The organism is Lacticaseibacillus salsurae, from assembly GCF_045862175.1.
Classification (GTDB): domain Bacteria; phylum Bacillota; class Bacilli; order Lactobacillales; family Lactobacillaceae; genus Lacticaseibacillus; species Lacticaseibacillus salsurae.
Window position 1 is genome coordinate 1 of the sequence record NZ_BAAFZI010000020.1, and the last position, 12,821, is coordinate 12,821.

Consider the following 12,821-nt stretch of genomic DNA (forward strand, 5'->3'; position numbering starts at 1 on the left):
GGTGTTTAATTACTGCCTTCTCAATTTGAGCCCAGTGTTGACGCGGCTTACAACGTTTTTACCCAAAAATTGTCAGAAAATTGTCAGAACGGCTTATCAGGAGTTGAGCGCTATCCGTTCGATTCGTAATATTGTTTGAATAATGATTCAGCGTGGACAACACCTTCGCGAGTCGAGTGCATGTAATGGGTGAGGGTGAAGGTGCCGTTTGAGTGTCCAAGGATGGCAGCTACATCTGCGGGATCAGCACCGGCTTCTCCTAACAAAGTTGCTTTCGTATGCCGAAGGCCATGCAAAGTGATCCGGCGTAGCCCGTGATTTTCACAGGTTTGCTTCATCCACTTACCAATCTGAGTAGGAGTGAGGGGTTCAAAAGGATCATTGTCATTTCGAGGAAAGACCCATGCGTTAGGTGTAATGGTCGGCAACTGGCGTTGAAGGTTCCATTGCGCCTGCTTCATTTTCCAATCTTTTAGTGCTTCAACAGCTGCGTCGTCGAGATAGATAGTCCGAACACCGCTGCGCGTTTTTGTGGCGCCAACCATGATTCCATTTTTCACGCTCTTGATGCCACGCTCAACGCTGACAGTTTTCTCTTTCCAATCGATGTCCGCCCATTGTATGCCAGCGGCCTCGCCACGGCGCATACCTGTCGATACTACCATCATGAGTAACGCTTTGATTTTGGTTTGCAAATGTCTTGGCGATTTATCGTCGTCAGGCAAATGTTGCACAACCTCCACAAATTGTTTTAGCTCAGATAAGGAATACCAGTTTTGTTGGATATGATGTGAAGTCCTTTTGACTTTTCGTGGGCGTTCGACGTAATCGAATGGATCACGATCAATATAACCAGCTCGGACCGCAAAGCGCATGATCTGATGGCAGTCAGATAAATAATTGGCGTAACCAACATAGCGCGCCGCCACGTTGTTAAGCCATTCTTCAGCATCGATAATGGTGATTGCGTCAACGTAAGTGTGACCAAACGTGGGGATGACATGGCGTTCAATCCGACTTTTGATGTTTGCTTGCGTTGTTTGCTCTAGCTGAGACGCGTGTAGCTCAAACCACTGTTCGTAAACTTTTTGAAACCTTATCCTCTTAGGCTTCTGAGTGATTACAGTCTGCTTCTTGAATTCAGATACAGCTTCTTCGAAAGCATCTTTCGCGTCAAGCTTAGATTTGAATCCTTGACGGTTAAAATACTTGCGTTCGCCGGTTTTTTGGTTGGTGCCCATGTAGCCGGTGGCGCGATAGAAAGTTTTGGAGGTGTTTTTCTTTTTGTAAGATTCGATTTTTAAACTCATTTGATTGTCCTTTCGCTCGCGCTCGCACACGCAATTGATGGACAAGAGGGTGGGCATCACCTCCTTTCAGTGATAAAATGTGTACACAAAGAGCCACTCACTGAATGAGCTTTTTGAGAGATGCGTCTACCCACGGTCCGCCAAGATAGTGGGGTAGGCGCTTTTTATTTTGTCTAAACCAATCCGAGTAGTTTGGCAACAATGGCAACTACGACCGGTGCAATGATGCTTGCTAAGATCAAATTCTTCATACTTGATAAGCTCTCAGCTGTTGCTTTAGTTCGCTCATCCAGTCTGGCAAGTGCTGACGAATGATTAGCTTGTTGATTGTGAATATCGTCCATACCGGATGATATTCTCTCGGTGTCGGACTTGATGCCGTCCATTTTGGCCATCATCGTATCGAAACGACCGTCCATCTTTGCTTCTAGGGTCTTGAGCTCTTCTTTTGTGGCAAAACGTTCGTCCATGGTATTACCTCCATCTCCGCTGTTTTGGCCCGCCGGCTTCATTGTATCACTGCAAGTATTACTTTCATCTTCAGTGATCGGGTCGACTTTTGTCATTGAGATTACATTATTCTTCATGGAGGAGCTCCGCGTCTTTGCCAAAGGGAAGAATGGTCCTAAAAATTCTTCTGGTGATGTATGAGCCATCGTTCATGTTTTCAGTAAGCAGGTATACGCGAACGTCGAAATGTGAGGAAAGTGCATCTCGCAACTTCTGTGCATCTAGTGAGAAACCAGCTTCGAAAATAAAGAACCCTCGTTGGTTGTATGGAATTACAGCTTGCCTGCCTTCGCCGGGATGAGTTTGACGTAGCGTTTCAGATCGCCAGTGTGAGGGAGAAATATCAATTTGAAGTTTCTGGTGGCCTTCAGAATAAAGTGGTTGGAATAACCCTAGTCTGATTTGGAAGTTGACCGTTTCAAAAGAATCTATATCAATTGAGTGCACGCAGTTGTTGTTTTGCTTCACTGAAAATTCGGTAATAAAATTGTATTCCTCTGGCCTCAAGTAGTCTTCTTGTTGCACGATATCATTCCTTTCCGAGCCTCCCGCCTAGCGAGGGGCTTTTTTATGCCTCCGGCACGGCTCGCACGTGCCCGCCGCTAGGGGAGGACACATGATTACGGTAATTCGATTGTTGTTGCTGGTAAAGTCCCGACGTCGCTGAAGTCAGTTGTGTTGCAGAAACTGTCAAAGTTGATGGTCAGTTTCTTCAAGGTGTCCTTTTCAGCAGTGGGGATGATGGCCATAAATGCTGTGGTTTTTGTTGCGCCCGCTGCTACGGCTTCGCCCATGCCTTGGTCAACTAGCCCGCCGTTAAGGTCCAATTGAGTTCCCGCGCTTGTAAGGATTGATTTCACACCGTTGAACTGAACTTCTTCAGTGCCGGCGTTCTTAACGGAGTACTGAACTTGTGCTTCGTAATACGGTGTTGTAACACCAGCACTCACACCAAACAAGTCACTCGCTAACTTCTTTTGATCGTCATCTTTTGGAGTGACTTCAAAAAGCTTGTAGTCAGTCAAGGTGAGCGTATATGAGCCTGTGGTAAATGGCTTATTAATCGTGCTGATTTTTGCAAGCTTCATCGTACCTTGAGTGCTGTCATTCATCCATTCGCCAACCTTGAGAAGCTGACCGTTGGTAACTTTCTTCCCCTCGGAGGTTGCTTTTTTGCTACTTGACTTGGCCGTCGACGTCTTGGCCTTTGATGCAGTGGTGGTCTTGCCGCCATTGTCAGTGCCCTTACTACTGTTCCCACATGCAGCCAATGACAAAACCGCGGCAAGCGTGACCCCGATTGTCAGTAGTTTCTTCATGATGGTTCCCCCTAAAATTCCCCCAGCTTTTAACGTCAATCCGGTCTGGACGTAAGTATCTATTCTGCCGGTAGAAGTCGTTTGGCAGCACGCCAAACATTTTCTTCGTAGCCCATCGGAATCATAAACTCATTTACAAAGTCAGCAATGTTAAACATAGACTGTGGTGTGTCACTTGGCACATAACATTCCATCAATATATCAATTGCCCCACGGGTGGCTGCGGCCTCCTCAGGGTCTGTCGGTGTTCGTGTATATTGAGCGTTATCTGTACCATCTGCGAGTACGTGGCTAAACTCGTGCGCAAACTGCAATGGAATTTCTTGCTTTCGAGCCCAGCCAAGGTTCATGAAAACTAGTCTTTGTGACGGAATAGCCAATGGGATCCAATCAGGTGCGTGTGTGCCAGCATCGACGTTTATGTGATGGTCGAAGGCAAAGGACAGCAAAGGGTCAAGACTTACAGCCATCTATTTACCCCCATCCAAGATCCGGCGGATCATTTCCATTTCTTCGGGCGGGATAGGGCGGCCATTCCACGACATGATGGTGTCGGGGTCGTCTGAGGCCGCTTTGAGATCGATGCTTGTTGGTTCTTTGGACTTGGCAGTGCCAGTAAGATCTTCGTATGTCACTCCAAGCGTCTTGGCGACGAGAAGGACTGTAGCTTCTGCTGGCTGATGGTTTTTCCACCCATAAATGGCATTTTCACTCAATCCAGACTTAAGCGCAGTCTCTTTTAGATTCCAGCCACGAATTTTTGCATATTTTTTTACGCGTTCAATCAGCGTCATAACGGCGTTCCTCCGAAAGATGCTGGAACAAAAAGTATTCAATTCGTACTTTTCTATTTACAAAAAGAATTCTAGGAATTATACTTTGTTCATCAGCTAAGGTTGTTAGTTGCGAAAGCGAAGTTAATAAACTCAATCATATCGTTGACAGACGGGTAATGAGGAGTTTTTGGCTTGCTTATTAACTATGCCCAAATTGTACGACTGAAATACTTTTTTGGCAACACTTTAATAGCTGAAATCTTTAATTAACAAAAGGAAGTAGGTGAACCGAGGAATGACGCTGATTGAGAAACGTTTCAAGAAGCGGCTCATTGATAAAGAAATGAGTCAGAAAGAAGTCGCAGATCACTTCGGGTGGTCAAGCCAATATCTTCGCCAACTGCTAAAAGGCATGACCGCCGGACCAGCCGCAGATGCGAACTTAGCAAAGGTCAAGGATTACATGGGGCTTAAGTAAGGAGGGATGCTACATGGCTGAATCAAAAGAGTCACAAGATACAAAATCCAGCATCACGAAATTTGTTACTGACGTTTTGTCCAAAGAAGAAACAAAGAAAAGCCCTGCAATGGTGGCAGCCATCGCGGAGCTAGTCAAAGCGTACTGGGCGCTTTAGTTATTGTTCCCATAGAAGTCGTCGTGTTTCTGTTTGACGACAGCTTGGTTATGAGCGAATGCCTTCTCAGCCGCGTCGATGTACAAATCAAGTTTTTCATCGACAGTTAAATCCGGTGATGACGAATTAACAACTGCGGCAGCAAAGGCAAGCGGATCAGTTTTGACAGCCATATCTAACACCTCCTTCCCGAATTTCATTATCCGTCGGAGGGAGGCTAAACGAAAGGAGAAACAAAATGAATCAACTCAAAGTAATCGGCCGTGAGCATATCGGCCATATCGAATTTACCGGTATCGAGGGTGGCTTCGGTGAAAACAAAAAGGCGATGCTCGTCAAAGACGTCGCAGGGATTCACAACCGTCCGGTTTTTAAAATCAATGAGCTTATCAACCGCAATCGAAAACGATTTAAAGATGGCATCGACATCATTGATCTTGCCTCCCCAGATTTCGCTATCTTTTTGAAGGATAGCGGATTTACTCAGAATCAAATCAACGCTTCATCAAACATCTATCTGCTTTCTGAGCGCGGCTATTCTAAGCTGCTGAAGATTCTCGAAGACGATAAAGCGTGGGAAGTATATGACCAATTGGTCGATAACTACTTCAACCAGCGTCAAGCCATTCGCGAGAATCAACCTTCGATTTTGGAAGGTAAGCATCTTGAACTTATGGAAGATCGTGCGAAGACAGCACGCGGCAATCTGTTGTATCGGTTGGCAATGGCTACTGGCTCTGATTCGGCCCGTGAACAAATTCTGGCGGATGCCGTTGAAGCAGTTACCGGTCAACGACGAATCCCGACGATGAAGCAAGCAGAATATACCGCTACGGAAGTCGCAGAGAAGCTTGGTATCAGCTCTTCGAAGATGGTTGGCATTATCTGCAACAGTCTTGGTTTGAAAGCTGAAAAGCCACTTCAAAATGAGTTTGGGCGCTGGGCCGCCGATAAGTCGCAACACGGCCCTAAAGAAGTTGCTACATGGGTCTACTTCGATAAGGGTGTCGCCGCGATCAAGGCGGAAGCAATCAAACTCGGAAAAATCACTAGGGAGGACTAAAAATGGATGATTCAACAACAGTTCGGAGTTCTTTGAAATCAATCATAGAAGTTGTCAACGGACAGGATTTCAAAGTTAACGGTCGTCCAGCTTCTACGCAAGACGTGCTTGATTTGGTAGCTGAGGATGCTTATGCAATCGCAGACTTGCTCGGCATGTCTGACCTCTACCTCGGCGGTGAGGGGGCTTAACCAATGCCGCAAGAGTGGATGGAACAAATCGCGGCCGCACTAGAACCGCTGATTCGCCGCGTCGTCCACGATGAGCTAGCCAAGGATCAATCCAAGGCTAAGCGGTGGATGACCACCAAAGAGGCTGCCAGATATGTCAGCGGCAGTTCTGACAGCACGCGTAGTTTGGACAATCTGCGTACAGTCGGTCTGCACCGCATCCGCAACGTCGGGCTTTGCCTCTATGATCGCATCGAAATAGACAACCTGCTTGAGTCGATGAAACATTAAACGCGCTCGCACACGCAGCTCAGCAGGGCAGGAGGTAACACATGATTTCAGTTTCACAATTCGTGGTCGGCTTCGTGCTCATCATCTTAGCGGCCATGGCCATCATCGAACTAACTGATGACAAGCCGATTTCACCATGGCTCGTCAAGAAACTGGGGATTCCTGAAGGGAAGGAAGAAGAATGATCAAAACTGCACTCAGCAATCAAGAAGTCGCCTGCAAGCTGATCGCTGTAGCTCAAGCATCAATCGATGCCGATGAGTTCGGCACAACCGAATGGGATGAAGGACGTCTGGATGTTTTCCATTTTGCGAAACGGTTTGGCAAAGGTGACTTGAAGTCATGGGCTATCAACGAGCTGGCGAAATCGGAATCCTATTCCGAAGTCTTTAACCAAGAACCGAGCGACTATTCACAAGGTCGGGAAGCCGGCTATCGCAACATCATCGACGAGCTTTGCGCTCAGGAGGTTGAAGCATGATCAGTTTTGATTTCAAGCGCGAAGACGCCGGAGGCCTTCAAGCATTCGTTCCGGTTTTGCAGTCAGGAAAACTTATTGGCGAGTTGGTTTATACGCCGGGAGTTGGCGGCCCTGCTTACTTCAACGATTATCGCAAATGCAAGGGGCGTTTCGACATCGGCTTTAATGATTTGCATGACGCAGTGACTAGCTTGCCAAAGATTATGCATAAGCAACGCTGGCGTCGAATTAATCGACTTGTCTATCGTCAGGGACTGAAGGAGGCATTCGAATGACCCCGTTCGAGCTTAATCGTGCACTTGACCAGCAAGACCTAGCACGTCGCCATGAGGCTGAGGGCGAAGACCCAACGCCGGCGACTGCTGACTGGAAGGAGGAACCGGAATATGACGAAGACTTATAAACTCACGCCAACCGAGGCAGCCGTTATCGGCCTGATGCGTAGGGGTGCTAACGTTGACCTTACCATTGTTCACGCGGATTTGGCGCCGGAAACAAACGCACAGGCTCGCGAGTGGTTGCAACCAATTGCCGAGGCAACAGGGGCACGCATTGAACATGTGAATTTCAAAGATTCGCGATGGTGGCGGATACGTGTAGAAGTCACCACGCGCACAACAATCGCGGCTACGGTTTTTCCAATAAGTAAGAAGCGGCCAGATCATGCCTAGCGCGATTAGTACCGCCAGCATGAGCCGAAAGGAATGGCTCGAATTTCGCACCAAGGGCATTGGTGGCAGTGATGTGGCCGCAATCCTTGGCCTAAGCCCTTGGGCGACCCCATTCAGTGTCTGGGCCAAGAAGACGGGCCGCGTGCCTGTTGAGGGTGAGGAGAACGAGTTCATGCACTGGGGCACGATTATGGAGCCCATCCTAGCCCGTGAGTTTGAACAAGTGACTGGCAAGAAAGTTCGCCGGCAAAACAAAACGTTCTACGTGCCTGAGCATCCGTTTCTACGCGCCAACATTGACCGCGACGTGATCGGTGAAGATGGCATTTTAGAAATCAAGACGGCCACGGAGTACAAGTCCACCGAATGGGCGGATGATGCAGTGCCAGTGCCATACCAGCTCCAAGTCCAGCACTACATGTACGTCCTTGACCGACCTTATTGCTACTTTGCATATCTGGTCGGTGGACATAGCTTTGGCTACAAGCGTGTTGAACGTGATCAAGAGGCTATCGACATCATCGAGCCGCAACTCATCGCTTGGTGGCAGAAACACGTTGTCGAGGACGTGCCGCCTGACGTTGATGGGGAGGATGCGACAACTGCCGCATTGCGATCGATGTATCCCGAAGATGACGGCGAAGTCATTATGCTCGAGGACCGCTTTGACACCTTGCTTGAGAACCGGGAACAGCTCCAGTCGTCAATTAAGGACACTAAGAACGCTGTTACATCAATCGATAACGAGCTTCGAGCCGCTATCGGGGAAGCAACTGGCGGTGATGCTCGAGCATGGCTAGTCACGAACAAAATTAACAAAAAAGGCACGCGAACATTGCGTGTCAAGCGAAAGAAGGAAGATAAATGATCGAACCAAAAAACCGTCCAAATCACGCGTATGACGGTACGCATGGATTGGACGATGATGAAAAACAGCTACTCGACAGCCTTGTGTCTGTTGTGAAGAATTCAAATTTGAGTTTCGAGTCCGTTAACACGGTGCTGATTGTGATGAGTGACGCTCTATATAGTCACGCTCTCAGAACCCGAATGGATTTTCAGAAGCAGGATGATCATGCTGATACTTCAAAAAATCGTCATGAATAATTCCAAGCGTGTAAACGGTTGTGCCACTTTCAACGTCAAACTCTTTGGCAACGGCTAATAGTCTCCAGCCAGATGCAAGGAGCTCGTTGACTTCCTTTTCTGATTGCCTGTGCCAACCAGAAATACGCTTTACGTGATCCACGTTCTCTAATTCCATATTAATCGCCTCCCTTCGAGGTGATTATCTCACAAGAAAGAAGCTAATCGAATGATTAAAGAAAACATGAACTATTCCATCCGCACCTCAAATGGTACTGAAACCGGCTTTGCCGATTCAATTCAGATTCCAGACAAAGGCGGGGTCGTCCAAATCAATAAGCCGAACGGTGAAGTGATTTGGTTGGCACCTGGCACTTATGACATGTTTCGGATGTTTCCGGCAGAACGAACGGAGGGCTAAGCATGAGCAATTTATCTAATCAGCTGGCGCAAAGCCAACAACACACTGCAGTCGCAGCTTCAAGCGTCAAAGGTTTGATGAACTCTGCATCAGTTCAAAAGCGCATGAACGAAGTTATGGGCAAGAATGCCAATGCCTTTACCAGTTCAGTGATCAACCTTGTCAACAGCAGTCAACAGCTTCAGGACGTCGATGCGATGAGCGTTGTTTCATCCGCAATGGTGGCAGCGGCTCTCAACCTGCCTGTGGATCCAAACCTTGGGTACATGTACATTGTGCCGTTCCGCGAGAAAAACAAAGAAACGGGTCAGTGGATGAAGCGGGCACAGCCACAAATGGGCTATCGCGGGTATATCCAGTTGGCGCTTCGAACCGGTCAGTACAAAGCAATTAACGCCAGCGTCGTGCATGAGGGCGAAATCAGTAACTGGGATCCGTTCTCTGAAACGTATGAAGTCGGCGAACGAACCAGCGACAAGGTTATTGGCTACGTCGGGCACTTCGAGCTGTTGAACGGCTTCCAAAAAACCACGTTCTGGACTGTTGAGGAAATGGATGCACACCGCAAGCAGTACAGCAAATCAGGCAATTACAACGGCCAGCGTTCCGGCGTGTGGAAATCCAACTTCGATGCCATGGCAATCAAGACAGTCATTCGAAACCTGCTTAGCAAGTGGGGCATCCTATCCATTCAGATGCAGGAAGCCGTCGCTAAGGACGAGAAGCCGCAAAGCTTTGATCCCGAAACCGGTGAGATCACTCAAGACCCGAAGTGGGTTGATGGCACTGAGGAAACTAGCGACGCCGAAGATGGACCAATCGACAACATCGACCCAGAGCTTGCCAAGCAAGCCGATGAATACTTCAAAAATCAAGACGCCGGCGAATCTCAGGAGGCCTGAGCATGGATGAAGATTATTGCGAATTATGCCAGGTCTGTGGCAAGCAAGACGCTGCGTATATCGGCGGTGGTGAGTTTTGGTGCCAGTCCACTAATGAAATTTACGAAGCCTGGTAGTCAGGAGGTGATCCCATGGCGGACACCGGATGGATAAAGATTTACCGGTCTATCAGGTCAAATTGGCTGTGGGAGAACGGAAACGAACGCTACGCCAAATGGTGGATCGATATTTTGATGATGGCCAATCATGAGCCACGAAAGGTCCTTGTGAATGGCAAGCTGATCGAGATTGGTGTTGGTGAACGACTCACCAGCATCCGGAAGCTTTCTGCTCAATGGGGAGCATCAACACATACCATCTCAAAATTTCTAGATTTGCTGGTCGAAGACGACATGCTGGAAGTCAAAAAGTCGCGCACGGGTGGCACCACGCTGAAAGTCCTCCATTACAGCGTTTATCAGACTTTTTCAACAGAAACGCGCGCAGGGTCTGCTACACAGAATGCTTCAGGGTCTGCCTCACAACCTGCCGCAGGGTCTGCCTATAAACAAGAATTAAAAGAATTCAAGAATGATAAGAAGATATCTACTACTACAGAAGACCGAGAAGCTGCTAACTTTTACCAAGCCAATTTCGGGATGCTGAGTCCTTTCAACATCCAGAAACTTGAGGACTGGGTCAGCGACTTCCAAGCCATCGGCGCGAGTGAGTCTGAAGCCAACAAGATTCTGGTCAAGGGGATGCAAATTGCTTTGACCAGGAACAAGCGAAACCTCGGATATGCAGAAGCTATCTATCGTGACTGGGAAGGCAAGGGTCTGAACTCAGTGGCTGCTATCGATGGCGAGGAAGCAAAGTTCCAGGCAGGCAAGCAGCCAAGCGGTGGTCAGCGTCGCAAGAAACCGGACATCACCACTGAGCCGACACAAGATGACTTGCCATTTTAGGAAGGAGGATCCGCATGAGTGACGGAACAAAATCATTTGCAGAGCTGTTCGCAGCCCTCGAAAACTTTGGCGTCAACTGTCCGACTTGCGGCGCGCCGTTATTTCGACCCAAGGTGCTGAGTCGTGAAACTGGCAAGAAGATGGCCGGCGCGTGCATGAGGTGCGGCTATAAGCAACCACCAACGGAAAAACGGTCGAAGACTACCAAAACGAATCCACAGCTTCAGCATGATGCCCGGAAAAATCGCACCATCGGCTACTATCTCAATTACAGCATCTTTGCCAATGAGTCGATTATGGCCAAGGACTTTGGCAATTTTCGACATGACACACCCGGTCAAAAAGAGCTGATGAATTTCGGAGAGAGCATCGCACAACAAATCATCAACAAGCCTGATCCGGTTCACGCACTCATCGTGGGGACACCAGGCGTCGGCAAGAGTCACATTGCAAACGGCATGCTGGTTGCAATCCAAAAAGGCAGCGACTACCAGATGACCACGATGTTTGTTGACTGGCACCGATTAATGAAACTGCGGAAGCAAGGTTTTTCCGATGACGCCAAGGACGTCAAAGCCAAAATCGATGGGGTCATGGACCAGATGGCCAAGGCCGATGTGGTTGTGATTGATGACATCGGCGCTGATCGCGGCACGGATTTTGACAAAGACCTTGCCGGCGAAGTTTACCGCTTGCGGGAAGACAAAACAGTGATCACGACGACAAACCTAAAGGGCAGCGACCTGCGTGCCTATATGGACGACGAGCGCACCATGAGTCGCATGTCAGCCCATAGCCAAGGCGCAACGTTCGCGGTTCGGGGCATCGCTGATCAGAGAGGAGCGTAAGCTTGAAATCAAGACTGAACACAGCGACTGATTTTGTTACAGACCACTCCATCAGCCTGAAAGCGAAAGGTTTGCTGTGCTACATGATTTGCGCGTCCAATCAAGCAGATTTGACCCTTGACGCACTTACCCAAAGTTCAACGGATGGGCGCTCTGCCATCAGATCGGCATTGCATGAGTTAGTTGCATCGGGATATTTAACTGAGGAGCGAGAACGCCACGAGGGACAGTTTGGCCCGATGTATCGTTTTGCAACTGCATACTCGCGAAAGGAGGAAAACACCAATGGCAAATAATCGAAAACGACTTATCGCGCGCGAATTGCGTCGAGAAATTGTCCATCGCATTGAGGACTACTGGCATTGGGATTGGGTCGTCCAAGTGGCACCAGGTAATTGGATTGGTCGCGCAGAAAATGAGCAAGATTACATTTACGGTCGAATGGATATCATTCTGAGATACCTGTGGAATTACCGTATTATCCCGAAACAGTTGCATCTTCCGGATAACATTCGGGAAGAGCTTGTCAACTGGGATGACTGGTTTGAATATCTGACTGGCACCCCAACAGACAAAACGGAGGCAGAGTGTAAGTGGTCGAAGCGGCTTTATGGAGGTGCAGATGGCTAAACAGTTTTACCTGCGTCGTCCGGAATCGCGCGCACCAGGCGGCTATGAGTATCTGCACCATGTCACCGATATTGATGGCAATGAGTTGCTTGACCTCGTTGAGCTGCCAGGTGAAAACGGTGCAGCAGTATTTGACTCGACCGTCGCATATTACGGAACAAAAAACGGCTATGAAGCCGTTGAGATATCAGGAGATGAAGTACATGGGGAAAGCAATTGATCGCGACGAGCAAATCGCACGTGATTCAGCTCGCGAACGTATCCGCAATTACTTGGATGACTACGGGCTGACAGAACGCGAATTCGCCAACTTGATTGGTTGGCAACGTGCCTCATTACACAACTATCTGGCAGACATGGCGGACTTGCCAGCGTGGGTATATCCAAATGTGGCACAGGTGATGCAGACCACCAAAACCGAATTACGTCGGCCGCTTGGGCCATCAGATTATTTGAAGGAGGAAAAACATGGATGAACTAACTGAAAACGAAAAAGACTTCGCAGCCTTTATCATGGCAACCATCTTGCAGGATCGTCAGACCGGTGCTGGCTTGCTGGTTCTGATGAAGCCGGCAGTCACTACCAAGGTACTCAACTCGATTTATCGAAGCCTTACTGAAAAGAGCAAGTCTCAGATGCGTGCGGCGTTGCTCATTGATCACATCGAAAACGATGCCGACGACGACACATCACTTGAGTTGTTTCGGCCGGATTTACTTCAGGGGGTGCAACATGCGGCTAGCCATTAAACAACTGTTTT

General features: G+C 48.5%; 28 protein-coding genes. 20 read left to right on the forward strand and 8 right to left on the reverse strand.

The window, feature by feature from the left end; translation table 11 throughout:
- Positions 1-110: 110 nt before the first annotated feature.
- From ACKTSG_RS07375 to ACKTSG_RS07400, 6 genes are all read right to left on the reverse strand, one after another.
- Positions 111-1,310 (reverse strand): tyrosine-type recombinase/integrase, encoded by a 1,200-nt coding sequence (locus ACKTSG_RS07375; protein ID WP_407893428.1) that lies wholly within the window; start codon positions 1,308-1,310, stop codon positions 111-113.
- A 173-nt stretch (positions 1,311-1,483) separates the two neighbouring features.
- Positions 1,484-1,897, reverse strand: a complete 414-nt coding sequence (locus ACKTSG_RS07380) for a hypothetical protein (RefSeq protein WP_407893430.1) — start codon at positions 1,895-1,897, stop codon at positions 1,484-1,486.
- Positions 1,887-2,345 carry a hypothetical protein gene (locus ACKTSG_RS07385; protein ID WP_407893431.1) on the reverse strand — a complete coding sequence of 153 codons (459 nt, stop codon included), beginning with the start codon at positions 2,343-2,345 and terminating at the stop codon, positions 1,887-1,889. The genes ACKTSG_RS07380 and ACKTSG_RS07385 overlap by 11 nt, the downstream gene beginning before the upstream one ends.
- Positions 2,346-2,440: 95 nt before the next feature.
- Positions 2,441-3,139 carry a hypothetical protein gene (locus tag ACKTSG_RS07390; RefSeq protein WP_407893433.1) on the reverse strand — a complete coding sequence of 233 codons (699 nt, stop codon included), beginning with the start codon at positions 3,137-3,139 and terminating at the stop codon, positions 2,441-2,443.
- 59 nt (positions 3,140-3,198) lie between these two features.
- Positions 3,199-3,609, reverse strand: a complete 411-nt coding sequence (locus ACKTSG_RS07395; protein WP_407893435.1) for a hypothetical protein — start codon at positions 3,607-3,609, stop codon at positions 3,199-3,201.
- Positions 3,610-3,933 (reverse strand): helix-turn-helix domain-containing protein, encoded by a 324-nt coding sequence (locus tag ACKTSG_RS07400; RefSeq protein ID WP_407893437.1) that lies wholly within the window; start codon positions 3,931-3,933, stop codon positions 3,610-3,612.
- A gap of 277 nt (positions 3,934-4,210) precedes the next feature.
- Here ACKTSG_RS07400 and ACKTSG_RS07405 point away from each other — a divergent pair, with 277 nt between their 5' ends.
- Positions 4,211-4,393 (forward strand): helix-turn-helix domain-containing protein, encoded by a 183-nt coding sequence (locus tag ACKTSG_RS07405; RefSeq protein WP_407893438.1) that lies wholly within the window; start codon positions 4,211-4,213, stop codon positions 4,391-4,393.
- A gap of 13 nt (positions 4,394-4,406) precedes the next feature.
- On the forward strand, positions 4,407-4,550 hold the full coding sequence (locus ACKTSG_RS07410; protein WP_407893440.1) for a hypothetical protein: 144 nt from the start codon (positions 4,407-4,409) through the stop codon (positions 4,548-4,550).
- On the opposite strand, the gene ACKTSG_RS07415 is transcribed toward ACKTSG_RS07410, so the two are convergent.
- Positions 4,547-4,723 (reverse strand): hypothetical protein, encoded by a 177-nt coding sequence (locus ACKTSG_RS07415; protein ID WP_407893442.1) that lies wholly within the window; start codon positions 4,721-4,723, stop codon positions 4,547-4,549. The two genes, ACKTSG_RS07410 and ACKTSG_RS07415, sit on opposite strands and share 4 nt — an antisense overlap.
- Positions 4,724-4,788: 65 nt before the next feature.
- Between ACKTSG_RS07415 and ACKTSG_RS07420 the strand changes: the two genes are divergently transcribed.
- The 9 genes from ACKTSG_RS07420 to ACKTSG_RS07460 are packed head-to-tail and all read left to right on the forward strand — an operon-like array spanning position 4,789 to position 8,094.
- A complete protein-coding gene (locus tag ACKTSG_RS07420; protein ID WP_407893444.1) occupies positions 4,789-5,613 on the forward strand; it encodes an ORF6N domain-containing protein in 825 nt (274 codons plus the stop codon).
- A 2-nt stretch (positions 5,614-5,615) separates the two neighbouring features.
- Positions 5,616-5,804 (forward strand): hypothetical protein, encoded by a 189-nt coding sequence (locus ACKTSG_RS07425; RefSeq protein WP_407893446.1) that lies wholly within the window; start codon positions 5,616-5,618, stop codon positions 5,802-5,804.
- 3 nt (positions 5,805-5,807) lie between these two features.
- Positions 5,808-6,074: a hypothetical protein gene (locus ACKTSG_RS07430; protein ID WP_407893448.1), complete on the forward strand. Its 267-nt coding sequence runs from the start codon at positions 5,808-5,810 to the stop codon at positions 6,072-6,074.
- Between the two features lie 41 nt (positions 6,075-6,115).
- Positions 6,116-6,259 carry a hypothetical protein gene (locus ACKTSG_RS07435; protein ID WP_407893450.1) on the forward strand — a complete coding sequence of 48 codons (144 nt, stop codon included), beginning with the start codon at positions 6,116-6,118 and terminating at the stop codon, positions 6,257-6,259.
- Positions 6,256-6,555: a hypothetical protein gene (locus tag ACKTSG_RS07440; RefSeq protein WP_407893452.1), complete on the forward strand. Its 300-nt coding sequence runs from the start codon at positions 6,256-6,258 to the stop codon at positions 6,553-6,555. The genes ACKTSG_RS07435 and ACKTSG_RS07440 overlap by 4 nt, the downstream gene beginning before the upstream one ends.
- The gene (locus tag ACKTSG_RS07445; protein ID WP_407893454.1) at positions 6,552-6,830 is read left to right on the forward strand and encodes a hypothetical protein; all 279 of its coding nucleotides are present in this window, start codon (positions 6,552-6,554) and stop codon (positions 6,828-6,830) included. Before ACKTSG_RS07440 ends, ACKTSG_RS07445 begins: the two co-directional genes overlap by 4 nt.
- Positions 6,827-6,958 carry a hypothetical protein gene (locus ACKTSG_RS07450; protein ID WP_407893456.1) on the forward strand — a complete coding sequence of 44 codons (132 nt, stop codon included), beginning with the start codon at positions 6,827-6,829 and terminating at the stop codon, positions 6,956-6,958. Before ACKTSG_RS07445 ends, ACKTSG_RS07450 begins: the two co-directional genes overlap by 4 nt.
- Positions 6,942-7,226 (forward strand): hypothetical protein, encoded by a 285-nt coding sequence (locus ACKTSG_RS07455; protein ID WP_407893458.1) that lies wholly within the window; start codon positions 6,942-6,944, stop codon positions 7,224-7,226. The genes ACKTSG_RS07450 and ACKTSG_RS07455 overlap by 17 nt, the downstream gene beginning before the upstream one ends.
- The gene (locus tag ACKTSG_RS07460) at positions 7,219-8,094 is read left to right on the forward strand and encodes a YqaJ viral recombinase family nuclease (RefSeq protein ID WP_407893460.1); all 876 of its coding nucleotides are present in this window, start codon (positions 7,219-7,221) and stop codon (positions 8,092-8,094) included. The genes ACKTSG_RS07455 and ACKTSG_RS07460 overlap by 8 nt, the downstream gene beginning before the upstream one ends.
- Before the next feature lie 171 nt (positions 8,095-8,265).
- Here the strand turns inward: ACKTSG_RS07460 and ACKTSG_RS07465 are convergent, their stop codons facing one another.
- On the reverse strand, positions 8,266-8,490 hold the full coding sequence (locus ACKTSG_RS07465) for a hypothetical protein (protein WP_407893461.1): 225 nt from the start codon (positions 8,488-8,490) through the stop codon (positions 8,266-8,268).
- Positions 8,491-8,541: 51 nt separating this feature from the next.
- On the opposite strand from ACKTSG_RS07465, the gene ACKTSG_RS07470 reads away from it, so the two are divergent.
- The 9 genes from ACKTSG_RS07470 (at position 8,542) to ACKTSG_RS07510 (ending at position 12,810) form a co-directional block, all read left to right on the forward strand.
- Complete coding sequence (locus ACKTSG_RS07470; protein WP_407893463.1) at positions 8,542-8,733, forward strand: hypothetical protein; 192 nt, start codon at positions 8,542-8,544, stop codon at positions 8,731-8,733.
- A 2-nt stretch (positions 8,734-8,735) separates the two neighbouring features.
- The gene (locus ACKTSG_RS07475; protein ID WP_407893465.1) at positions 8,736-9,635 is read left to right on the forward strand and encodes a recombinase RecT; all 900 of its coding nucleotides are present in this window, start codon (positions 8,736-8,738) and stop codon (positions 9,633-9,635) included.
- Positions 9,636-9,766: 131 nt separating this feature from the next.
- The gene (locus ACKTSG_RS07480) at positions 9,767-10,582 is read left to right on the forward strand and encodes a DnaD domain protein (protein ID WP_407893467.1); all 816 of its coding nucleotides are present in this window, start codon (positions 9,767-9,769) and stop codon (positions 10,580-10,582) included.
- Between the two features lie 14 nt (positions 10,583-10,596).
- The gene (locus ACKTSG_RS07485; RefSeq protein ID WP_407893469.1) at positions 10,597-11,430 is read left to right on the forward strand and encodes an ATP-binding protein; all 834 of its coding nucleotides are present in this window, start codon (positions 10,597-10,599) and stop codon (positions 11,428-11,430) included.
- 2 nt (positions 11,431-11,432) lie between these two features.
- Entirely contained in the window at positions 11,433-11,726 is a 294-nt protein-coding gene (locus tag ACKTSG_RS07490; RefSeq protein ID WP_407893471.1) for a hypothetical protein, read from the forward strand.
- Entirely contained in the window at positions 11,716-12,060 is a 345-nt protein-coding gene (locus ACKTSG_RS07495) for a hypothetical protein (protein WP_407893473.1), read from the forward strand. Before ACKTSG_RS07490 ends, ACKTSG_RS07495 begins: the two co-directional genes overlap by 11 nt.
- On the forward strand, positions 12,053-12,280 hold the full coding sequence (locus tag ACKTSG_RS07500; protein WP_407893475.1) for a hypothetical protein: 228 nt from the start codon (positions 12,053-12,055) through the stop codon (positions 12,278-12,280). The genes ACKTSG_RS07495 and ACKTSG_RS07500 overlap by 8 nt, the downstream gene beginning before the upstream one ends.
- Positions 12,264-12,536: a helix-turn-helix domain-containing protein gene (locus tag ACKTSG_RS07505; protein ID WP_407893477.1), complete on the forward strand. Its 273-nt coding sequence runs from the start codon at positions 12,264-12,266 to the stop codon at positions 12,534-12,536. The genes ACKTSG_RS07500 and ACKTSG_RS07505 overlap by 17 nt, the downstream gene beginning before the upstream one ends.
- Positions 12,529-12,810 carry a hypothetical protein gene (locus ACKTSG_RS07510; RefSeq protein ID WP_407893479.1) on the forward strand — a complete coding sequence of 94 codons (282 nt, stop codon included), beginning with the start codon at positions 12,529-12,531 and terminating at the stop codon, positions 12,808-12,810. The genes ACKTSG_RS07505 and ACKTSG_RS07510 overlap by 8 nt, the downstream gene beginning before the upstream one ends.
- Positions 12,811-12,821: the final 11 nt, after the last annotated feature.

Coding starts and splice junctions, on each gene's coding strand:
- ACKTSG_RS07375 (WP_407893428.1), bottom strand. CDS start 1,310: ATGAGTTTAAAAATCGAATCTTACAAAAAGAAAAACACCTCCAAAACT.
- ACKTSG_RS07380 (WP_407893430.1), bottom strand. CDS start 1,897: ATGAAGAATAATGTAATCTCAATGACAAAAGTCGACCCGATCACTGAA.
- ACKTSG_RS07390 (WP_407893433.1), bottom strand. CDS start 3,139: ATGAAGAAACTACTGACAATCGGGGTCACGCTTGCCGCGGTTTTGTCA.
- ACKTSG_RS07395 (WP_407893435.1), bottom strand. CDS start 3,609: ATGGCTGTAAGTCTTGACCCTTTGCTGTCCTTTGCCTTCGACCATCAC.
- ACKTSG_RS07400 (WP_407893437.1), bottom strand. CDS start 3,933: ATGACGCTGATTGAACGCGTAAAAAAATATGCAAAAATTCGTGGCTGG.
- ACKTSG_RS07405 (WP_407893438.1), top strand. CDS start 4,211: ATGACGCTGATTGAGAAACGTTTCAAGAAGCGGCTCATTGATAAAGAA.
- ACKTSG_RS07410 (WP_407893440.1), top strand. CDS start 4,407: ATGGCTGAATCAAAAGAGTCACAAGATACAAAATCCAGCATCACGAAA.
- ACKTSG_RS07415 (WP_407893442.1), bottom strand. CDS start 4,723: ATGGCTGTCAAAACTGATCCGCTTGCCTTTGCTGCCGCAGTTGTTAAT.
- ACKTSG_RS07420 (WP_407893444.1), top strand. CDS start 4,789: ATGAATCAACTCAAAGTAATCGGCCGTGAGCATATCGGCCATATCGAA.
- ACKTSG_RS07425 (WP_407893446.1), top strand. CDS start 5,616: ATGGATGATTCAACAACAGTTCGGAGTTCTTTGAAATCAATCATAGAA.
- ACKTSG_RS07430 (WP_407893448.1), top strand. CDS start 5,808: ATGCCGCAAGAGTGGATGGAACAAATCGCGGCCGCACTAGAACCGCTG.
- ACKTSG_RS07435 (WP_407893450.1), top strand. CDS start 6,116: ATGATTTCAGTTTCACAATTCGTGGTCGGCTTCGTGCTCATCATCTTA.
- ACKTSG_RS07440 (WP_407893452.1), top strand. CDS start 6,256: ATGATCAAAACTGCACTCAGCAATCAAGAAGTCGCCTGCAAGCTGATC.
- ACKTSG_RS07445 (WP_407893454.1), top strand. CDS start 6,552: ATGATCAGTTTTGATTTCAAGCGCGAAGACGCCGGAGGCCTTCAAGCA.
- ACKTSG_RS07450 (WP_407893456.1), top strand. CDS start 6,827: ATGACCCCGTTCGAGCTTAATCGTGCACTTGACCAGCAAGACCTAGCA.
- ACKTSG_RS07455 (WP_407893458.1), top strand. CDS start 6,942: ATGACGAAGACTTATAAACTCACGCCAACCGAGGCAGCCGTTATCGGC.
- ACKTSG_RS07460 (WP_407893460.1), top strand. CDS start 7,219: ATGCCTAGCGCGATTAGTACCGCCAGCATGAGCCGAAAGGAATGGCTC.
- ACKTSG_RS07465 (WP_407893461.1), bottom strand. CDS start 8,490: ATGGAATTAGAGAACGTGGATCACGTAAAGCGTATTTCTGGTTGGCAC.
- ACKTSG_RS07470 (WP_407893463.1), top strand. CDS start 8,542: ATGATTAAAGAAAACATGAACTATTCCATCCGCACCTCAAATGGTACT.
- ACKTSG_RS07475 (WP_407893465.1), top strand. CDS start 8,736: ATGAGCAATTTATCTAATCAGCTGGCGCAAAGCCAACAACACACTGCA.
- ACKTSG_RS07480 (WP_407893467.1), top strand. CDS start 9,767: ATGGCGGACACCGGATGGATAAAGATTTACCGGTCTATCAGGTCAAAT.
- ACKTSG_RS07485 (WP_407893469.1), top strand. CDS start 10,597: ATGAGTGACGGAACAAAATCATTTGCAGAGCTGTTCGCAGCCCTCGAA.
- ACKTSG_RS07495 (WP_407893473.1), top strand. CDS start 11,716: ATGGCAAATAATCGAAAACGACTTATCGCGCGCGAATTGCGTCGAGAA.
- ACKTSG_RS07500 (WP_407893475.1), top strand. CDS start 12,053: ATGGCTAAACAGTTTTACCTGCGTCGTCCGGAATCGCGCGCACCAGGC.
- ACKTSG_RS07505 (WP_407893477.1), top strand. CDS start 12,264: ATGGGGAAAGCAATTGATCGCGACGAGCAAATCGCACGTGATTCAGCT.
- ACKTSG_RS07510 (WP_407893479.1), top strand. CDS start 12,529: ATGGATGAACTAACTGAAAACGAAAAAGACTTCGCAGCCTTTATCATG.